This is a genomic window from Mesorhizobium sp. BHbdii (genome assembly GCF_053848045.1).
This window is the reverse complement of record NZ_JBSPKX010000002.1, coordinates 867,195-881,858: the sequence shown is the minus strand read 5'-3', so window position 1 is coordinate 881,858 and position 14,664 is coordinate 867,195. Positions and strand designations below refer to the sequence as shown.

Genomic DNA, 14,664 nt, shown 5'->3' with positions numbered 1-14,664 from the left:
AGGAAATGCTGGCGCGAATGAATGCAAAACCCGATCGCGTGCTGTTTCCGAAGAGCAATTTGAGGTGAACTTCCTCACGCCCCGCCCGCGTCGCGGCAGGCAAGCCCGGATACTCGAACGTGTGCGTCCAATCCTCCTCACTCGTTCGTGTCGACATGGCTTGCGTCTCCGACTCAGGCGGAACCCATGATTCACAACCGACCCCAAGGAACACTGTTGCCGCCCATCTAGCCGTCTTATCGGTATCGGCGAAGCCGCTGATCTGTGCTAAGCCGCAGCCCGAATAGTCAAAGGAGTACACCCGTGAGCGAGCCGACCGTGGCCGAGGCGACCGACAGCATCTATGCATCGCTCCGGGCGAACAATGCCGACATCGACGCACATATCGCGGCGCTCAAAGCAGCGCTGGCGCGAGAGGGGATAGAACAAGCGGTATTCGATCCAACCAAGCTGGCGCAGAACAACCGTTCGGGCCGCAAGCTAATGCAGGCTTATTTTCGGCAGCGCGGCGTGAGCGTGAGGTTTTCGGCCTCGTAGGGGCGCACGCTGAGGCGCCACGGCCCGCCGGCAATCATTGTGGTCCAAGATCCCGCGGGGAGTTCAGGCAAGTCCGCTTTTGGCTTCTGTAGGCCGACATGCGGCTTCCGGCCCCGCCGACGTCAAAGTACCTGGGAAATCGGCCGACAAATGGTCAATTCAATCACCTGCGCCGGCTGCCGAGCACATCAGCGACCGATTCGCCGCTTCCGGCCTTCGGATTTGACCGGATCAATCGCATAAATCTGCCGCCTTGAGCGCTTCGGCGCGGTCAGATTTGTCTAACGCTCCTATCCGTCGAACCGACGCGAAGAATCGTGGATAGTCGCCCGAACACAAATCGAACAAGCGGAGAAACGTCGCCACCCGATCGCCGTAGACGGAAGTCGCGGCGAGCTTCGCGTTGTTAATCGGAGAATCGAACCAGACATCGTATCCCCGGTATCCACGCCAGCGACTGTCGCGCATCTCTCGGTAGCGCATTCGCAGCCGTTCGATCGCGGCTATCTTTGCGGCCCGCTTCTGCTCAGAGGTAGCGCTGTCGTCATAGACGTGCCTTAGCTCGTCTCGGGTCTGCGACACCAGCGCAAGAAATTGAGCTCTGCGCCTCCGGTCGGCTTCGTACCGGCGCAAACCGGCAGTATCCCCATTCGCGCGCAGCCATTTTCTTACACCGGTTGTTTCGACAGCGGCAGCGAACGCTTCGTTGAACGCGGAATCGTCCTGTACGTAGACGCGCTGGTGGGCCAGCTCATGGAACACCAGCCCTGCAAGACCCGCTTCATCTTGGCTGAGCATGGTGCTTAGCAGCGGGTCACTTGACCAGCCGAGCGTGGAATATGCAGTGATGCCCGTCACATAGACGTCCAGGCCCTGTCTCTGAAGTTCGACAGCGGTTTCAATCGCAGACCTTTTGGAGAAGTATCCTCGGTACGGAACGCATCCGAACACCGGAAAGCACCATGTTCGTGGCGTCAGCGAGAATTCCGGCGCTGCGAAAATGGCCCATGTCACCGCGTCCCGACCAATCTCAACATAGCTGCGGTAGCTATTGTTGTCCGGCAGCGCTAGTTCATCTATCGCAAACTGTCGGATGGCGCTCGCCGATGCCATTCGAGCGCGCAATGTCCCAGGGGTCGAAGGATTGTCGATCAGCTCTCCGACATCCTGGCGCGCCGCCATGATCTCCACGTGACCCTTCAAGGATTGTGCGTAATAGGAAATGCTGGTGCAACCTGCCACGCCGGACATCACGATCATCGCAGCAACCGAACGAAAAAAAGCATGCATCATACCCACGGCATCGCTCACACGTCCGGACAGGGCAAATGTCGCAACTACGTCCGGTCCCAAACAGTCGCGCCAATTTGGTTAAGATCCTGGATGGGGTTTAGGTTAGACGTTCGTCCTCGGCAAGATTGCCACAATTCGGTCACTCGCCGCCAAATTGCCGAATGTCCGGACATGGCAGACTGAAGCAACGCAGCATTTTCCACTTTGAGGCGAAGTAATTCTCAACTATGGTGCGCCAGGCTTTTGGCATGGGGGGGAATATTGCCGATGGTTTTATCACGCAGGGGTGTCGTGCTCGGCGGCCTGGCGCTGGTCGCGGTGGGTGCAACCAGCAATATTGCTCAAGCCGCGGCGGCAAAATCCTTTTTCGCCGGTACCGCCAGCGACAACAATTTTGTCTATCGCAAGACCAACTTCGCCAAGATCGACAAGAGATGGCATCGCCAGATCGTCAAGTATTTCAGCAGCGAGCCGGTCGGCACCGTCGTGGTCGATACCCGTCACCACTTCCTCTACGTCATCATGGAAAACAAGACCGCCATCCGCTACGGCGTCGGCGTCGGCAAGGACGGCTTCAAATGGTACGGCCGCGCGACGATCGACCGCCGCGCGCTGTGGCCGCAATGGGTCCCGCCCCCCGAAATGCGTAAGCGCAAGCCGGACCTACCGCACATGGTCGCAGGCGGCGCCTCCAACAATCCGCTCGGGCCGCGCGCGCTCTATCTGCACCGCAACGGCGCCGACACCGGCTACCGCCTGCATGGCACGCTGGAGCCATGGAGCATCGGCACCGACGCTTCCAGCGGCTGCATCCGGATGTTCCCGGAAGACATCATCGACCTCTACCAGCGCTGCCCGATCGGCACCGCGGTGCAGGTCCTGCCGCACATCGCCGACCAGGCGCCCGCTTCCACCACTGTCGAATGATTGGCGCCTCATGAACCGCATGATTGAAAACACGCGCCGGCTGCTCGCCGCCGGCCTGCTGGTGCTGGCCGCATCCTGCTCGACCAGCAACACGCTGGCCCCTTCCACGCCCAACATCACCAACACCGAGGTTGCCGGCTTCCAGAACGTGCAGCCGGGCAGCGAGGAGGATTTTATACTCAATGTCGGCCGCCGCACCTATTTCACGCAAGGTTCGGCCGCGCTCGATTCTGTCGCCAAGGCCACCCTCGACACCCAGATCGCCTGGTTAGCAAAGCATCCGCGCTGGCTGCTCAAGCTGCAGGGTTTCGCCGACGATCCCGGCGCAAGTGAAACGGCGCTGTCGCAGCAGCGCGCCGATGCGGTGATGGACTACCTCGCCGCCGGCGGCATAGACCGCAACCGCATGTGGGCCAAGGGCTACGGCAAGGACAGGCTCGTCCGCGACTGCCCCGACACCGCCTGTAGGTCGCAGAACCGCCGCGTTGTGTCTAATTTGCGCGATGAGAGGGACGAGCCGTAGGGGGCTGCTGTTCTGCTTGTGACCCGAAGCAGAGTCTCACACGCGACGGCGGCATGGCTGCTTTGCGCCGCATGTCGGTCGTTGAGTAGACCCTAGCCGCATCCAAAAGCCGACATGCAATTGAACAGGCGAGGAGGCACGTTTGCACACAAGCGGACGTTCGGCTGTAGCCACTCAACCCTTTCCAGCAGGGGTGTTTCAACGAAGCTGAAATGGGTGTCGCTTCGTCGCACTCGCCGCCGGCTTCATCGCCGTCAAATCCATCCACACTCGCCTAGCTCGCTCGAAGCAGAGAAGATTCGGGGCGTCACCTCGATAAGAATAGCCGTATCTCCTCGAATATGCGTTCGAAGGCAGGCTCGCCCTCCTGGACCAAATGGCTGCGCTCCTCCATCGCAACGAACCGTGCGTCCGGTATGCCGGCCGCCACCTCGCGCCCGCTCTCGAGCGGAGCGATGAGGTCGCCGCGGACGTGCATTACGAGGGTCCGTGCCTGCACCCGAGGCAGGAGATCGCGCACGTCGAGGTCACCTACCGTTTCGAAGTAGCGGACCGCGCACTCGGGCGAGGTCGTCCGCCGCTGAAGCTCGTTCCAGACGTCCGCCTGCTCCTTTGTGGCGTCGGGCATGAACTGCGAGGTGAACATTTGGCGGAAGACTGGCTCATCCGCACCCCAACCAAAACGCATCAGGGTTGCCATGGCGTCTCGCTTCGCCCTGCTCTCAGGCGAGCGTTTGCGAGCGCCAAGCGCGAACCCGCCATACAAGATGAGGTGCGACACCCGCTCGGGATAGCGCTCCGCGAAGGCAATCGAGACCGCACAGCCCTGCGAGACGCCGAGCAGGGCAAAGCGGTCGAGACCTGCGTCATCCACCACAGCCTTAAGATCGCTCACCCATGCGTCGAGGGAGACGGTCCGGTACATCCCAATCCGAGAGGCCGTTGCCGCGAGCGTCGTAGCGGATCAGCGTGTTGCCTCTCGCAGGCCGCTCCAGAAAGGCGCGCCATACCGGGCTCTCCCAATCGTATTCGAGATGGTTTGAGCCAATTGGCCGCCTTCACGATCGGCGGGCCCGTGCCGACCTTGGCCCATGCGAGGCACGGCAATATTCGATCTCCTGCTGCAGGGCGGCACCGCGTATCGAGCGAGCCGCGGCCGTTCTTCACGTTGGACGAGGTAGGTTCTAACCGGCCGAGCGATGTTCTTGACCGATGTTGAGCCTCGATCCTCAAAGCCGCAATTCAGCTTGCCCTCGACTTCGTCGTGCACTTTGCCGGAGATCAGGATGCCGCCCGCTGGCGCGAGTGCTTCGAGGCGGGCAGCGACATTGACGCCCTCGTCGTAGATGTCGCCATCATCCTCGACTATGACGTCGCCGAGGTTGATGCCAATCCGAATTGCAACCGGGTTTGACGGGCAGTCCGGCCGGTCCGACGCACCCCGAACGGGCCAGCCCATCATCCATCCTGTCGCCGGACGTAGCTCTGTCCCCGAAGATTTTTCTTCCCGTTTCGGCGATCAATCCCGGCGCGGATCGTAAGGCTTGGCGGCCCGTTGAGCGACGCGCTCGCGGTACCTCGCGTCGGTACCACCTCGGTTTTCCGGCTTGGTGAGCGTTTCGACAGGCTTCCCGAGGACGACCAGCAGCGTGTCCCATTCTTCCTGGCCGAGCGTCTTGTAGCGGTACTGCAGACCCGGCGAAGCCAGAAGCTGCTCGATCTCAGGCCGCGCGAAAGAGGCTGCAGGGCCTATGCGGCGAAAGCCGCTTCGCACGGCATCGGTAGCCGCGGTCAGGTCGCTGAAGCCATACTTGCCCGGATCGTAGACGGAGTACTCGCGCAGCAGCCGCAACAGGTCGGGCACGGCATCGACGCCGCGGTCGCCCTGGCGCTTGATCAGGCCGGTGGCAAAGCGGCTGACCGCCGGATCGGCGAGAATCTCGCGCTCTTCCGGCAGAGGATCGGCGAATGCACCTACAGGGAGGCCGGCCAGGGCATTGATCCAGTGGCACGCCTCCTTCTTGTCGGTGGCCGCGAGATAGCGGCGGGCGGCGAGCCGCCGCAGACCGGCGGAGTCGCCATCGACCTGTTTGATGATCGCCCACAGCCCGTCTGAGGATCGCACCCGCGGGTCCTCCAAGATGCGAACCAGCAGACGCCGGTCGCTCTCGCCGAGCGGCTGGTCGTTCGCGCGGAACGAGTCCATCCACTGATTGGCGAGCGCGAACGCGGGATCGCTCACCGGCTTACGCGAATCGTCGAGCGCTCTGGCAAGTTCCTCGCGCGTTCTCGTTTTCGCCGCTTCCATATCCACGCCGCGCGAAACGCTGGTGTGGTCGAGTAGCAACCGGTTGACCGGAACCTCGGCGTACATCCTTCCGTCACCGAGCCGCCGACGCCCCCAGCCGAACCGGAAGGTCTCGATCCCGCCCGAAGTCCCGATCAGCATCGGCGTCGCCGGGGCAAAGATCGACAGGATCGACTGCCGCAGCAGCACCTGTTCACCGGCGTCGGTGATGGTGAGCGCCTTGCGGTGGGGTGCGGAGGGTTCGAGCGACCAATCCACCCGTCCCGATCGGGGCTTGGCATCGGGCACGGCAGGGCCGTCCTCGATCGCGATGGTGAAGTCGGGTTCGAGGGCGTCGTCGCTTTGCAGCAGCGCCTTGCCCTCTGACATCATCAGGTTCCATTCGGCTTCCAGCGCGCGCTGAGGGGCGAGCGGATCGGAGGCATCGTAGCGCCGCTCTTCCAGCAGGCCATGCCCGATGACGGTGCTTCGTTTGCCGGGCGTCGAGTCCGGCACGATGCGATAGGTATTGGAATGACCGCGAGGGGTCTGGACGCGGACCGAAGTGACGCCCGGGGTCTTGAGCAAGGCCGCGCACAGTGCATCGCAACGGCCCTCGAACGGGCGCGCGAGGAGAATGTCGCCCTTCAGCGCAATCGGTGCGCTCGCCTGAATGTCCGGCTCCTTCAGGCTGGCCAGCATGCCCCTCGCCCAGGTGAGGCCTGGCTGGGGGATGGTCCAGAACAGTGCCAGCGTCGCAGCGCCCGACATGACGTTCAGAGGAACCCCTGAAAGGAAACCTCCGAGCAGCAAGCGGAACAGCGCGAAGGCGACGCCATACATGAAAGCCGTTGGCATCGACGCGAGGATGATCCCCGGGATAATCAGGAAACTGCCGATGATGACCAGCCAGGGCATTGTCAGCGCCACGAACGCGCCGATGCCGGTGATGATCAAGTAAGTCTTCAACCACATGCACGGAACCTTACCGCGCAGGACTCAAAAAAATGATAAAGCTACTGTTCTCGGGTCGGTGCCGTCTTTCGGCATCCGTCCGTTGACGAATCTCGTTACGCTCACCTCAAAAAGCTGTCGATCGTCCGCCTTTGGGGCTCTGGCGCCTCCCACCAGATGACCGACTCGAAGTGGCAAGAGGAACGTCAGCTTTCTAACGCATCGCGCCCGAAACCGGAAGGACAGCAGACGGCCCATTGAGGTTACCATATAAATCGCACTCGATTGTCCGCTCTGGGGGCGCAAATCAGACTCCGATGCTTTACCTGCAACTCTGCTCCTACTGCTGCCCCTGGCTCAGCGATCTTGGACCGCTGACAAACGCACTCCCCCTGACATAAAATCGCAATAGCCGACCCGCGTCCTTCGAAATACCGATCCTAATGCTCTTCCCGATTTCGCCTGCTTTGTGGTCGTCTCGTGCCAGCCATAGCGGGCCTTCCCGGCAAAGATCGAGCCCGTCGAGCGAACGGTCGATTCGCAACGCGGCAGCCAGCCTACCCGGTCCTCGCGCCAGGTCGCGCAAGCGCTCGACGCCGCGATGGAACCGCATGAGTCCGATGCCTTCGAGCGGCTCGAGCGCCCTGATCAGCACGCCGGTTCCGATCCCAGCCGTCTCGCTCGAAACGTTCAGCATGTATGAGAGGCCATAGGCGAGATAGACGTAGGCGTGCCCGCGCTCAAGAAACAGCGAACGGTTGCGCGGGGTCATTCCCCGGTAACCGTGCCCGGCGGCATCGCCGGCGACATAGGCCTCGGTCTCGACAATGCGGCCGCTGACGATGCCTTCCGGCAACGCCCGCACCACCAGCTTGCCGATGAGATAGTGGGCAAGAGCGGCCGTATCTTCAGGCAGCTCCGCGCGGGCGAGCGGCGGATGATCATGTCGGCCAGGCTTCACGGCATCCGCTCGACCCATTGTGCGCGAGAAGGCCCAGGCTCGAACGGATCGCGGAAATACTGGTTCTTACAACCCAAGGGCACTCTGAGCTCCCGGTCTTGCATTTCGAGACTCCTTGACCCTGGAGCAATGGCTGCTTTTGCTTAGAATGGAGCGCAAACGGAGTTGGAACACGTGACCCTTACCAATCGAGACATCGTCGAGCTTATAGCGTGGCGGCGCAAGCTGCACCAGAACCCCGAAATCTCGAATGAAGAGGAGAAGACCGCTAAAGAGGTCGTCGACTTCCTCGCCGATACGGGGCCGGACAAGGTGCTGACCGGATTGGGCGGGCATGGCGTGGCGGCGATCTACGAAAGCGGTAAGGCGGGGCCGACGGTGATGTTTCGCTCGGAACTCGATGCGCTGCCGATTTATGAACTTTCTGGCGTAGATCATGCATCACTCGTGCCGGGCAAGTCGCATATGTGCGGCCATGACGGACATAGCGCGATCCTGGCGGCACTTGGCCGTCAGTTGGGGCGCGAAAAACCTGCCCGCGGTCGTGTCGTGCTGATGTTCCAGCCGGCGGAAGAAACCGGCAATGGTGCTGCCGGTGTCGTCGCCGATCCGCGCTTTAGCGAGATCGCCCCGGATTTCGCCTTCTCGCTGCACAATCTGCCGGGCGTGCCGTTCGGCGAGGTGCGGCTCAAGACCGGGGTGGTGAACTGCGCTTCACGCGGCATGCGCATCGTGCTGGAGGGCAAGACCGCGCATTCGTCCATGCCCGAGACCGGCGTCTCGCCGATGATGGCAATCAGCCAGTTGATGCCGGCACTCCCGGCACTTGGCAGCGGAACTTTTGCCGACGACAACTTCAGCATGCTGACCGTCACCCATGCCGCGATGGGCGAAGCGGTGTTCGGCATCGCGCCCGGCCATGCAGAGGTCTGGGCGACGCTGCGCACCCGGCGCGACGAGCGCATGGCAAACCTGTGCGCCGCCGCTGAATCGCTGGTCACACAGATCGCTAGCCAGCATGGCCTTTCTGCCCGGTGGGACTATCAAGAGATATTTGTGGCCAGCGTCAATGCGCCGGACGCCGTAGAGCATCTGCGGCGAGCTCTCGATGAAGAAGGCGTCGTGCACGGAGAAGAAGCCCTGCCAATGCGTGCTTCGGAAGATTTCGGCTTGTTCGGCCACAGCGCCTCGTCGGCGATGTTCTTCCTGGGTGCGGGCGAGCGGCACCCTGCGTTGCACAATCCGGACTATGACTTTCCGGACGATTTGATCCCGATCGGGTCGAAAATATTCATGCGAGCGGCGCGCAATCTTCTGGGCTGACCTCAGCTTCTGGCTGAGCCCCAGCGCCCCATCCGCCCCTCACACAGCCAAACGCCCCTGCTCGGCCTCCGCCGCATTAGGGTCTCCCGGTGCGGTCGCCCAGGCCAGTTCGACGAGCGTCACCGTCCGCCGCCCAGTCCCGTCGAGTTGGCAGACGATGAGGCCCTGCTCCTCGATATAGGTCAGCAGACGCCGGGCACGGCGCAGCGAGTGTGAGCCATAGGCGCGGGCAATTGCTGCGTCGCTCGGGCAGGGCCAGCCCTCCTTCGCTGCGCGGGCGATCATCATGAACACACCTTGCATATCCTCGGGCAGCAGCGAGGCGCGCACCGAGACATCCTGCCAAGCGTCATCCCCCGCCATATCGGAGCCGAGGCCGGCGCGGGCGCGGGTCAGCATGCGGCGGAACTCGGGAAGGTTCGGCACGACCGAGGCGAGGCCCTCTATCCGGCAGCGAACCACGAACTCCTGATAAAGCACGCCGATGACACGGAAGCCCGCGTCGGGCTGCGCCAGCACGGCGCGCAGAACACGGTCCACCCGCTCACGCCGCTCCGCCAAATCCTCGGCGCTGATCGGCGGCTCCACCGGTTCAGGGCGGATTTCCAGCGCCGCCGACTTCGCCGCCATCAATTGATCGAGCAGGTCCGGCGACGACCGGCGCTGCGGCCGGACAGTTTCCGGCGGCGGGGCTGCCAGGATGATGGCGCGCGCGTCCTCAAGGGCTGCTTCCGGCAGCGGCATCAGCCGCGGCGTGCCATTGCGCGGGCTGGTATCCGTCGGGCCGATGCGCAGGCCCAGCGGACGGCGCGATAGCGCCGGGCCCAGCGCCATGAATTGCCCGCGCTCCAGGTCGCGGAAAGCCTCGGCCTGCCGCCGCTCCATGCCCAGCAAGTCGGCCGCGCGGGCCATATCAATGTCCAAAAAGGTTCGGCCCATGAGGAAATTGGAGGCCTCGGCGGCGACATTCTTGGCGAGCTTGGCCAGCCGCTGGGTGGCGATGATCCCGGCAAGCCCGCGTTTGCGGCCACGGCACATCAGGTTGGTCATGGCGCCGAGCGAGAGTTTGCGCGCCTCGTCCGAAACCTCGCCGGCGACGGCCGGCGCGAACAGCTGCGCCTCGTCCACAACCACCAGCATCGGATACCAGTGGTCGCGGGCGACCTCGAACAGTCCGCCGAGGAAGGCAGCGGCGCGACGCATCTGGTTCTCGGCGTCGAGCCCTTCGAGATTGAGCACCGTGGAAACGCGATGGATGCGAGCCCGCTCGCCGGCGCTCTGCAGGCCGCGCTCGGTATGCTCCTCGGCATCGATCACCAGATGGCCGAAGCGCTCGCCCAGCGACACGAAGTCGCCTTCGGGGTCGATGATGGTCTGCTGCACCCAGGGGGCACTCTGCTCCAGCAGCCGGCGCAGCAGATGCGATTTGCCGGAGCCCGAATTGCCCTGCACCAAAAGGCGGGTCGCCAGTAGTTCCTCGAGATCCAGTGCCGCCGGGGCGCCTGCGGTCGTGTGGCCCATCTCGATCGCAACGGTCATGTCTCGACTCTCCTTGGGGAGAGGGCTTATCAACCGCATCACAGCCCGTCGAGCGCCCATGGCCGACCGCTCGCTGTTGCGCACAGCTGTACGCCGCACGCGACGTCAGTTCGCCGAGGTAAGCATCACGCGATCATGCGCGAGAGGCTGCCGCCTGATCAGGATGATTGCCGAGAAAGCCAGTATGCCGAGCATGCCGACCGCAGCGGTCAACCAGAGCGATGGTTGGAGGTCGATGCCTGCCATCGCCATGGCAAGGGCAAAGGGCGCAAGCGCTGAAGAAAACTGACGCGCGGCCGTCACCCAGCCGAGCCGGGCGCCGTAGCGCTCCCGCCCGAACAGTTCCAGGGGCAGCGTGCCGCCGACGATGCTGGCGAGGCCCGAGCCCAATCCAAACAGGATGACGAAGGCGATGGCGCCGGGCAGCGATGGTGTCATCGCCAGCAGGACGACAAGGCCGAGCGGCAGCAATGTCGCGCCGATCACCGCGAGCCAGGTCTGTGCCAGCCGGCCGCCGAACAGCATGTTGATCAACCGGCTCGCCACCTGGGAGGGCCCGAAAAGCGTGGTTACGACGAGCCCGGCGGAGCCAAGCCCGAGCGCCGTCGTCAGCGGCACCATGTGAACGAGAATCGAGGACAGCACGAAACCCTCGATCGCGAAGCCGCCAAGCATGAGCAGAAACACTCTGCTGCGGTCGCGTGGCGCGAAGGCACGGCCTGCCGGCGCGACGGCCGCAGGTGTCGGTGAGGCGCTTTCGTCTGTCCGACGCGACAGCCGTGCCAGCCAGGCATGGATGGGCAGGCAGATGGCGACATTGATGCCGGCAAAGACCAAATAGACCTCGCGCCAGGTCAGGTGTTCGTGCAGCGCAGCCGTCAACGGCCAGAACAGGGTGGAGGCGAAGCCGGCGATCAGCGTCAGATGGGTGATGCTGCGCTGCGCCCTGGCTCCGCCGATCTGGACGATCGCGACGAAAGCGGCGCTGTAAAGCACGAAGGCGGACGCCAGTTCCATCGCCACCAGAGCCAGCACAAAGCTCACCCGGCCGGGTGCTAGCGCGCAAGCGACAAGCGCTGCTGCGGCAGCAAGCGAACCAAAGGTCATCACCCGGCCGGCGCCGAAACGATCGGCCCAGCGCCCGGCTGTCGGTGCAAACAAGCCACCCACCAGCAGCGACGCCGACAGGGCGCCGAAAACCCATTGTTCCGGCCAGGCGAATTCGAGCGCGATCGACGGCACCAGGATACTGAAGCTGTAATAGAGCGTGCCATAGCCGATGATCTGCGTCAGCCCCAACGCCCAGAGCGCGGCAGCCGGGATCTTCCGGTCGCTCATCGAGCGGCGATCTCGAGATCGCCGCTGCGCACTGCTGCGATCGCTTGCGTGCTGCCGCAGCCGCAGCCTGACTTGCCGCTCGCCTTCGCCTTGGCGTCGTCGACACAACAGGCATCGACAGCAGCCGGCGCCGGCCCGCCGCAGCAACCCTGGGACGACGCGCCTGAAAGTGACGCCGGCACAGTGCAGACGCCGGTCTCGGGCAACTCCAGCTGCACGGCATCGGCCGCAGCCATGTCGCCGGCGAGCGCCGCGGCGACCGAGCGGACCTGCTCATAGCCGGTCAGCAGCAGGAACGTCGGCGCCCGGCCGTAGCTTTTGACGCCGACCGTGTAGAAATCGGGCTCGGGGTGGCTGAGCTCGCGATGACCATGCGGCGGGACATCGCCGCAGGAATGTTCATTGGGGTCGATGAGCGGCCCCAGCGCCTTGACGCCTTCGAGCCACGGATCAAGGTCCAGCCGAAGCTCGCGGGTCAAGGTGAGATCAGGGCGCTGACCGGTCGCGGCGATAATCCTGTCGACGGGGCCGAGCGTGCGCAATCCGTCTTTTGTCTGGCCTTCGACAACCAGGCGGCCGTCGACCTCGCGAATGGCAACCGTGGCAAAGCCCGTCACCAGCCGCACGCGGCCGCTCTCGGCGAGATGCCGGACATCCGAACCGAGTTCGCCCCGCGCCGGCAAGGCGTCGGCATCGCCGCCGCCGTATATGCGGACAAGGTCGGTGCCGCGCGTCACCCATAGTGCCAAGGTGCCCGGTTCGGTTTGCGCAAGCTCCGCCAATTCGAGCAAGGCATTGGCAGCGGAATGGCCGGCGCCCACGACCAATGTCGTGCGGCCTGCATAGAGATGACGGTCCCGTCCGAGGACATCCGGTATGCCATAGGCAATGCGGTTTCCAAATTCCTTCTCACCTTCGGCCGGCAAGCCGCCCGCACCGAGCGGGTTCGGCGTTTGCCAGGTGCCGGATGCATCGATGACGGCACGAGCGCTGTCCCGGCGCGTGCCCTCGGCGGTTTCGACCAGAAGCAGGAACGGCCGCGTCTCCCGCGCCTTGCTCAAGACCTTGTCGGCTCCCCACCGGGAAATCGCGACAATGCGGGCATTACTCTCGATCGACGGCGCCAGTTCGGAAAGCTTTGCCAGCGGCGCGAGATACTGGTCGACGATCTCGCCAGCCGTGGGGAACGCCTCCGGCTCCGGCATCTGCCAGCCGTGGCTCTCGAGAAGTTTTCGGGCGACCGCATCGACACAATAGCGCCACGGCGTGAAAACCCGCACATGACCCCAATCCAGAAGGTTCGACCCGACCGCGGAACCAGCCTCGTAAACCTTGACTGAAAGGCCGCGGCTGACAAGTTGGGCGGCAGCCGCCAGGCCGACCGGTCCGCCGCCGATGATGGCGACCGGGAGATTGCTGTTGGGAACCATGATGCACCTTCTATGCTTCTAGGATTATAGAAATATAGGCCAAAAAGAGTTACGCAGCAGCCTCGCCGACAGCCGGGCCGCATACGGCATCGGCACAACATTCATCGGCAAGAAAGCCGAGGAGATCGTTCATGACAGGGTAATTGGCACGGCAGATCAGCGTCGTTGCCTGGCGTTCCTGGGTGACCAGGCCGGTCAGGATAAGCCGGTGGAGATGATGCGACAGGGTCGACGCAGCGATGCCGAGGGCTTCCTGCAGATAACCGACCGGTCGTCCGGTTTCGCCTGCCCTCACCAGCGTGCGATAAAGCTTCAGCCGCGTCGGATTGCCGAGCGCCTCGAGCTGTTTTGCTGCTTGTTCGAGTTTCATGGAAATACGCTAGCTCCCGCTGCCGGGTGTCGTCAAGTTCTATTTCCAAGATTATCGAAGAACTGGATTATACCTTCAGACGCGCCGCCCCGATGCATCGATCACCACTTCGCCGTCTTCCTTGGTGAACGGCCCGATATCCGGATTGGGCAGAATGTCGAGAACGGCTTCGGACGGCCGAGCAAGCATGGTGCCGAGCGGCGTCACCACGATCGGCCGGTTGATCAGGATCGGATGCGCCAGCATGAAATCGACAATCTCGTCGTCGGTCCATTTGGGATCGCCGAGGTTGAGCTCGGCGTACGGCGTACCCTTCTCGCGCAGCAACTCGCGCGGCGTCATTCCCGTCGCCTTGATCAGCTCGACCAGCCGTTCGCGCGACGGCGGGTTCTTCAGATACTCGATCACATCAGGCTCTTCGCCGGACTGCCGGATGATGGCGAGCGTGTTGCGCGAGGTGCCGCAGCCGGGGTTGTGGTAGATGGTGATGGTCATTTCGCGGCTCTCATCTGTCTGATTGGTTTGGGCTCGCTGAGCAGCCATCCTGCCAAGGCCATGGCAAGCAGCGCGCCCAGCAGCTCGGCGACGATGAACGCCGGCAGGTCAACAGGACGGATGCCCGCGAACGTGTTTGAAACCGCTCGCGCAATGGCGACCGCCGGATTGGCGAACGACGTCGATGCGGTGAACCAATAGGCCGCGGTGATGTAAAGGCCGACCAGCCAGGGAATCGCATCCGAACGGAAGCGAAGTCCCGCCAGAATGGTGAAGACCAGGCCGAAGGCGGCCACCAACTCCGCGAGCCATTGTCCGTTTCCGGTCCGCACGGTTTGCGAGATCTGTAGAATCGGCAGTTCGAACATGGCGTGCGCCAGCAGCGTCCCGGCAACGCCGCCGACAAGCTGGGCGATGACATAGGCCAGTGCGGCGTTCGCTTCGATTTCCCGCCTGAGGGCGAAAACCAGCGTCACCGCCGGATTGAAATGCGCCCCGGAAATCGGTCCGAGTATGGTGATCAACACCACCAAAATCGCTCCAGTCGGCAAGGTGCTGCCGAGCAGGGAAACAGCGACGTCGCCCGTCAGCCTGTCGGCCATGATCCCGGACCCGACAACCGTCGCGACAAGCATTGCCGTGCCGAGCGCTTCCGCGACAATGCGACGGGACAGGTCAACTGCCATA

At 63.4% G+C, this 14,664-nt stretch carries 15 protein-coding genes; 4 read left to right on the top strand and 11 right to left on the bottom strand.

Annotation, left to right across the window (positions count from 1 at the left end):
* Positions 1 to 303 precede the first annotated feature (303 nt).
* Complete coding sequence (locus ACWTU8_RS17040) at positions 304 to 537, top strand: hypothetical protein (protein ID WP_455849042.1); 234 nt, start codon at positions 304 to 306, stop codon at positions 535 to 537.
* A gap of 231 nt (positions 538 to 768) precedes the next feature.
* Here the strand turns inward: ACWTU8_RS17040 and ACWTU8_RS17035 are convergent, their stop codons facing one another.
* Entirely contained in the window at positions 769 to 1,848 is a 1,080-nt protein-coding gene (locus tag ACWTU8_RS17035) for an aminopeptidase (protein ID WP_455849041.1), read from the bottom strand.
* A gap of 249 nt (positions 1,849 to 2,097) precedes the next feature.
* Here ACWTU8_RS17035 and ACWTU8_RS17030 point away from each other — a divergent pair, with 249 nt between their 5' ends.
* Both ACWTU8_RS17030 and ACWTU8_RS17025 read left to right on the top strand, forming a co-directional pair.
* Entirely contained in the window at positions 2,098 to 2,757 is a 660-nt protein-coding gene (locus ACWTU8_RS17030; protein WP_077380658.1) for a L,D-transpeptidase, read from the top strand.
* A 10-nt stretch (positions 2,758 to 2,767) separates the two neighbouring features.
* Complete coding sequence (locus ACWTU8_RS17025) at positions 2,768 to 3,280, top strand: OmpA family protein (protein WP_065010224.1); 513 nt, start codon at positions 2,768 to 2,770, stop codon at positions 3,278 to 3,280.
* A gap of 307 nt (positions 3,281 to 3,587) precedes the next feature.
* On the opposite strand, the gene ACWTU8_RS17020 is transcribed toward ACWTU8_RS17025, so the two are convergent.
* The 4 genes from ACWTU8_RS17020 to ACWTU8_RS17005 all read right to left on the bottom strand — a co-directional run bounded on the left by ACWTU8_RS17020 (position 3,588) and on the right by ACWTU8_RS17005 (position 7,500).
* Positions 3,588 to 4,205 carry an alpha/beta fold hydrolase gene (locus tag ACWTU8_RS17020; protein WP_455849040.1) on the bottom strand — a complete coding sequence of 206 codons (618 nt, stop codon included), beginning with the start codon at positions 4,203 to 4,205 and terminating at the stop codon, positions 3,588 to 3,590.
* Between the two features lie 39 nt (positions 4,206 to 4,244).
* Positions 4,245 to 4,739, bottom strand: a complete 495-nt coding sequence (locus tag ACWTU8_RS17015; RefSeq protein ID WP_455849088.1) for an adenylate/guanylate cyclase domain-containing protein — start codon at positions 4,737 to 4,739, stop codon at positions 4,245 to 4,247.
* Positions 4,740 to 4,799: 60 nt separating this feature from the next.
* Positions 4,800 to 6,524 carry a hypothetical protein gene (locus tag ACWTU8_RS17010; RefSeq protein WP_455849039.1) on the bottom strand — a complete coding sequence of 575 codons (1,725 nt, stop codon included), beginning with the start codon at positions 6,522 to 6,524 and terminating at the stop codon, positions 4,800 to 4,802.
* Positions 6,525 to 6,861: 337 nt separating this feature from the next.
* Entirely contained in the window at positions 6,862 to 7,500 is a 639-nt protein-coding gene (locus tag ACWTU8_RS17005) for a DNA-3-methyladenine glycosylase (protein ID WP_455849038.1), read from the bottom strand.
* Positions 7,501 to 7,656: 156 nt separating this feature from the next.
* On the opposite strand from ACWTU8_RS17005, the gene ACWTU8_RS17000 reads away from it, so the two are divergent.
* Positions 7,657 to 8,805, top strand: a complete 1,149-nt coding sequence (locus ACWTU8_RS17000; protein WP_455849037.1) for an amidohydrolase — start codon at positions 7,657 to 7,659, stop codon at positions 8,803 to 8,805.
* A 39-nt stretch (positions 8,806 to 8,844) separates the two neighbouring features.
* Here ACWTU8_RS17000 and ACWTU8_RS16995 read toward each other — a convergent pair whose 3' ends face one another.
* From ACWTU8_RS16995 to ACWTU8_RS16970, 6 genes are all read right to left on the bottom strand, one after another.
* Positions 8,845 to 10,344 (bottom strand): helicase HerA domain-containing protein, encoded by a 1,500-nt coding sequence (locus ACWTU8_RS16995; RefSeq protein WP_455849036.1) that lies wholly within the window; start codon positions 10,342 to 10,344, stop codon positions 8,845 to 8,847.
* Between the two features lie 105 nt (positions 10,345 to 10,449).
* Positions 10,450 to 11,682 carry an arsenite efflux MFS transporter ArsK gene (gene arsK / locus ACWTU8_RS16990; RefSeq protein WP_455849035.1) on the bottom strand — a complete coding sequence of 411 codons (1,233 nt, stop codon included), beginning with the start codon at positions 11,680 to 11,682 and terminating at the stop codon, positions 10,450 to 10,452.
* Positions 11,679 to 13,112 carry an NAD(P)-binding domain-containing protein gene (locus ACWTU8_RS16985; protein ID WP_455849034.1) on the bottom strand — a complete coding sequence of 478 codons (1,434 nt, stop codon included), beginning with the start codon at positions 13,110 to 13,112 and terminating at the stop codon, positions 11,679 to 11,681. The genes arsK and ACWTU8_RS16985 overlap by 4 nt, the downstream gene beginning before the upstream one ends.
* 49 nt (positions 13,113 to 13,161) lie before the next feature.
* Positions 13,162 to 13,482: an ArsR/SmtB family transcription factor gene (locus tag ACWTU8_RS16980; RefSeq protein WP_095520145.1), complete on the bottom strand. Its 321-nt coding sequence runs from the start codon at positions 13,480 to 13,482 to the stop codon at positions 13,162 to 13,164.
* Between the two features lie 75 nt (positions 13,483 to 13,557).
* Entirely contained in the window at positions 13,558 to 13,977 is a 420-nt protein-coding gene (arsC, locus tag ACWTU8_RS16975; protein ID WP_455849033.1) for an arsenate reductase (glutaredoxin), read from the bottom strand.
* Positions 13,974 to 14,663 carry an aquaporin gene (locus tag ACWTU8_RS16970; protein ID WP_455849032.1) on the bottom strand — a complete coding sequence of 230 codons (690 nt, stop codon included), beginning with the start codon at positions 14,661 to 14,663 and terminating at the stop codon, positions 13,974 to 13,976. The genes arsC and ACWTU8_RS16970 overlap by 4 nt, the downstream gene beginning before the upstream one ends.
* Position 14,664: the final 1 nt, after the last annotated feature.

Excerpts from the sequence above, each read along its gene's own strand:
- ACWTU8_RS17030 (WP_077380658.1), top strand. The coding sequence starts at position 2,098 with ATGGTTTTATCACGCAGGGGTGTCGTGCTCGGCGGCCTGGCGCTGGTC.
- ACWTU8_RS17025 (WP_065010224.1), top strand. The coding sequence starts at position 2,768 with ATGAACCGCATGATTGAAAACACGCGCCGGCTGCTCGCCGCCGGCCTG.
- ACWTU8_RS17020 (WP_455849040.1), bottom strand. The coding sequence starts at position 4,205 with ATGTACCGGACCGTCTCCCTCGACGCATGGGTGAGCGATCTTAAGGCT.
- ACWTU8_RS17015 (WP_455849088.1), bottom strand. The coding sequence starts at position 4,739 with ATGGGCTGGCCCGTTCGGGGTGCGTCGGACCGGCCGGACTGCCCGTCA.
- ACWTU8_RS17005 (WP_455849038.1), bottom strand. The coding sequence starts at position 7,500 with ATGGGTCGAGCGGATGCCGTGAAGCCTGGCCGACATGATCATCCGCCG.
- ACWTU8_RS16995 (WP_455849036.1), bottom strand. The coding sequence starts at position 10,344 with ATGACCGTTGCGATCGAGATGGGCCACACGACCGCAGGCGCCCCGGCG.
- arsK (WP_455849035.1), bottom strand. The coding sequence starts at position 11,682 with ATGAGCGACCGGAAGATCCCGGCTGCCGCGCTCTGGGCGTTGGGGCTG.
- ACWTU8_RS16985 (WP_455849034.1), bottom strand. The coding sequence starts at position 13,112 with ATGGTTCCCAACAGCAATCTCCCGGTCGCCATCATCGGCGGCGGACCG.
- ACWTU8_RS16980 (WP_095520145.1), bottom strand. The coding sequence starts at position 13,482 with ATGAAACTCGAACAAGCAGCAAAACAGCTCGAGGCGCTCGGCAATCCG.
- arsC (WP_455849033.1), bottom strand. The coding sequence starts at position 13,977 with ATGACCATCACCATCTACCACAACCCCGGCTGCGGCACCTCGCGCAAC.
- ACWTU8_RS16970 (WP_455849032.1), bottom strand. The coding sequence starts at position 14,663 with ATGGCAGTTGACCTGTCCCGTCGCATTGTCGCGGAAGCGCTCGGCACG.